Genomic DNA, 3312 nt, shown 5'->3' with positions numbered 1-3312 from the left:
CGTTAAAAATTTAGAGAGAAGTTTGTATCATAAACATGAGTTAATGTGCGCCGCAGTGACAGGCAAGTCCCAACTATAGCCGACATTTGCGTCAGCCAAACTTATCGCTTAACCCGAAACTAAAAACAAAAAATTCGGCGAGAAATTACATCAAATGTAAACTTGGGCAAGGTGAGCATAAAAAAAGACGCAATGAGTAGCACAAATACAGCAGGAATAAAAAAGTAAAATTTACTCACATGCTTCACAGCTTTTCTGATGTCTTGAAATGCAAAACTACTTGATACAAAAATAATGATTATACTAAAAAAGGGGATCTCATCTTTATTGACGGTCGGAAAGTCAGTACCTACAAAAAAATAAGGCAATAGCAGCAATGAAATGCCAAATGAAATACATAAGCCCCATATTATTAAGAGTACTTTCTTACCCAAATACTCTGTAACAGGAACTAAATTTTGCTGACTTTCAGACTTTATCCATTTATTCCATTTTGATAAAAGAACTTACCAAATAGTAACGCATGTATTAAATATATCAAACAGAATTGCTTTGCTTCATTAAACCATAAAGCATATTAGTTTGTGTTAGGTGGAAAAAGAGGAAATCAAGGCTTGATTGCGCCCGCTTAATATGACGAACGTTACTTTAAATCGTTAATTTGCTCAGCTGCGAGCGAGTTGCCGCCATACTGCTTTTTGTCCGTAGTGAGGCTAAGACATAAAATACTGTAGGCCAAAACTAGCTTAAGTTTGAATAATTTGTTATAGATAGATCAAAGAATAAAAACGACCCATTGGGTCGATATTAAATTGTTATACAGCATAAGGAAGATGCAGTTAGGATGATTGAAACACAACAAAATAAACCTCTTGCCTATTCACTTATTTGTCTGTCTATCGCGCTAACTTGCTTCGCGGTCTACTTCGTTCTGTATTCTGAATTATTGATTATGGCACCAGCGCTTCTTGGTATCGCCTCCTTACTTTTTCTCCTAGGAAGGCAAAAGATGAAAAAGTGGAGAATGGATAATTCAAAGTTTAACTCTTATATTCAAACGGCGACCCAGAGCGTTTTATTATTTGCCTTAGCTTTAATACTCTTCAGAGTGCAGGGTTATAAAGTGCTTCAATACTCCCCATTAATTTTAGGCTTTAGCTCTATTGCACTTCAGTTTTTTATTCTATTAAGGTTCAGACAACTCGAACCTAAATTAGCCATAAAGCTTTATGACGGAGTTATTTTTAGTTCAAAGTGGAAACATCAAAAAAAGGCGGTAAATTTTATATATAATCCTTTTGTGTGGTCTTTGGTTAAGCATAAAAGTATAAAAATCGCTTTGTACTTGAACTTTATTGCTGCTTTCGCTGTTCTATTTTTAGTATGTATTAGGCACATATAACAAACAATTTAACCTGCTCACTGTCGTCGAGGGGGCACTTACACGGAGCGCCTTCGGCTATTGTGCGCGCCGTGTAATTGCCCGTTAATTGGGAGTTAGCTATATGGAGTGTCCAATGACTGTTACAAGGAAAGCTAGTGAATTACTTAATATTCCAACAATGGAAATCTGTGATCACATTAAAAAAGTGTTAAGTGAAAAGCAGCGTTTTTATTCTTATATCAATATTATTGAAAATGACGATGGTTTTGATACAACTGTAAAGCCAATATTGTGGCCATTTTTTCTTTCCACAAAAATGAATATTACTTTTGCTGATTACAATGAAAAAACGGAAGTAATTGTAAGTACTCAATCTCAATGGTTTATTTTGGGTGATGGATTTAATGCTTATAATAGGTATATAAGGACATTTCTTGATGGTTTACGCAAATATAGCTAACAAAAACATCATGGTGGGAATTTTACTCGCTGAAAAAGCACTCTTAAAATCCCCATATGTTAAACGTTAGCCACCTATGTATACACCGAAAGTTTTGCAAACAATCAAGGATGAAAAGCTAAGGTTAGAAACCTCTGTTTTTATGCGTCACCTTTTAGTTTTGCTTCAGACTGTGATTATTGGAACACCATTTATTTTTCTCAGCATACTAGCTACAGAATTGTTGCAATCATATTTTAGCAAATCAGTTATTCTATGTACGTCACTTCTTTTGAGCTTCTTAATCAGCTATCTATTAGCAAAACACCAGCACACTGCAACGAAGCTTCGCTTAGCAAATTCAAGTGAATTTAAAATTGCTGCAGTTGAGGTATTAGAGGAATCAGGGTTCAAAGTTACAAATAACAATAACAAATTTTTGGCCGCAACTTGCATTCAAAATCGAGCGCACATAAGCGACAACTTCTATGCCGTATACACAAAATCTGCTGTTCTTGTTTTCTGTATTTGTGAACTACCTTTTCCATTTTCACAAACGAAGTCAAAAACGGTTATTGCAACGATCAAGGAAAGGTGTAAAGGTGGCTAACGAAACATCATGGTAGGGATTTTACTAGCTGAAAAAGCGCTCCTAAAATCCCCATATGTTAAGCGTTAGTGTCCGCTATAGAGCATAGCCCTATCAGAAACCGAATATCCCCAATGACAACTGATCGCTCTAAGCCGCCTGTTGTTAGATTTTTACGACAGTCTGCAAACTGCCCTTTTTTGCCTGATTAGGTAAGCTCGTCATATTATATTTTTTGCCAAATTATAACGGGCTTAAATACGGCAAAAGCTGCCGTACGCCATTTGAAATTGTGTAACAGATTTGCACAATTTGCTACCAACACAATTCGATTGACAGAATTACTCATCAAGATGAAGAGCGGACGTTCCTCGTTATAGGTTCTAAGCAATCCACATTTTACAAAAAGCCTAAAGACAAGTTACATATCGTACTCAAACCTACAATTCTTCGCCTTGTTGCCAAGCACGCGTAAATACCTAAGCGCCACGTTTGAAAATTACTATTGCAAAGAAAGTAAGCTTCTGAAATTATAAGTATTTACTTAATTTATCAAATTGCACTGATGGATTGTCCTAATAAAATCGCCCCACAAGTAAGGACTAAATTAGCATGAGACTAGCATTTTAAGGCGCAACGTTAGTTTTCTATAGTTTTCAACTCATGCAGAATCATATTCATGGCTCAAAAAACATTTTGAAAAGGAGCAACAGATTCGATCTGATGAAAATCGTCAAAATGAAAAATAGCAACTCAAACAATAGGAAATTTCGACGGTGATAATTTAGACACCACTTCACTGGAAGCAACACTTTCATCCGGTGGGTCAGAATTATTAGATGCGGCAACTAATATAAATCCAACTGAAGTAGTTGTTAGCGGGCTTTAGGGGCTTTAGGA

3 protein-coding genes are annotated in these 3312 nt (G+C 35.9%); all 3 read left to right on the top strand.

The genetic code is table 11. The features are described from left to right. The first annotated feature begins 844 nt into the window (after positions 1 to 844). The 3 genes from CXF81_RS00295 to CXF81_RS00285 all read left to right on the top strand — a co-directional run bounded on the left by CXF81_RS00295 (position 845) and on the right by CXF81_RS00285 (position 2433). Entirely contained in the window at positions 845 to 1402 is a 558-nt protein-coding gene (locus tag CXF81_RS00295; RefSeq protein ID WP_101179103.1) for a hypothetical protein, read from the top strand. Positions 1403 to 1517: 115 nt separating this feature from the next. Further along, on the top strand, positions 1518 to 1844 hold the full coding sequence (locus CXF81_RS00290; protein WP_101179101.1) for a hypothetical protein: 327 nt from the start codon (positions 1518 to 1520) through the stop codon (positions 1842 to 1844). 76 nt (positions 1845 to 1920) lie between these two features. After that, the gene (locus tag CXF81_RS00285) at positions 1921 to 2433 is read left to right on the top strand and encodes a hypothetical protein (protein ID WP_101179099.1); all 513 of its coding nucleotides are present in this window, start codon (positions 1921 to 1923) and stop codon (positions 2431 to 2433) included. The last annotated feature ends 879 nt before the right edge of the window (positions 2434 to 3312 follow it).

The organism is Glaciecola sp. 33A (assembly GCF_002836745.1).
GTDB lineage: Bacteria > Pseudomonadota > Gammaproteobacteria > Enterobacterales > Alteromonadaceae > Glaciecola.
The sequence above is the reverse complement of the archived record's forward strand: the minus strand, read 5'-3'. Positions and strand labels throughout refer to the sequence as shown.

Bases quoted from the DNA above. Each gene is read 5' to 3' on its own strand.
- CXF81_RS00295 (WP_101179103.1), top strand. From the start codon at position 845: ATGATTGAAACACAACAAAATAAACCTCTTGCCTATTCACTTATTTGT.
- CXF81_RS00290 (WP_101179101.1), top strand. From the start codon at position 1,518: ATGACTGTTACAAGGAAAGCTAGTGAATTACTTAATATTCCAACAATG.
- CXF81_RS00285 (WP_101179099.1), top strand. From the start codon at position 1,921: ATGTATACACCGAAAGTTTTGCAAACAATCAAGGATGAAAAGCTAAGG.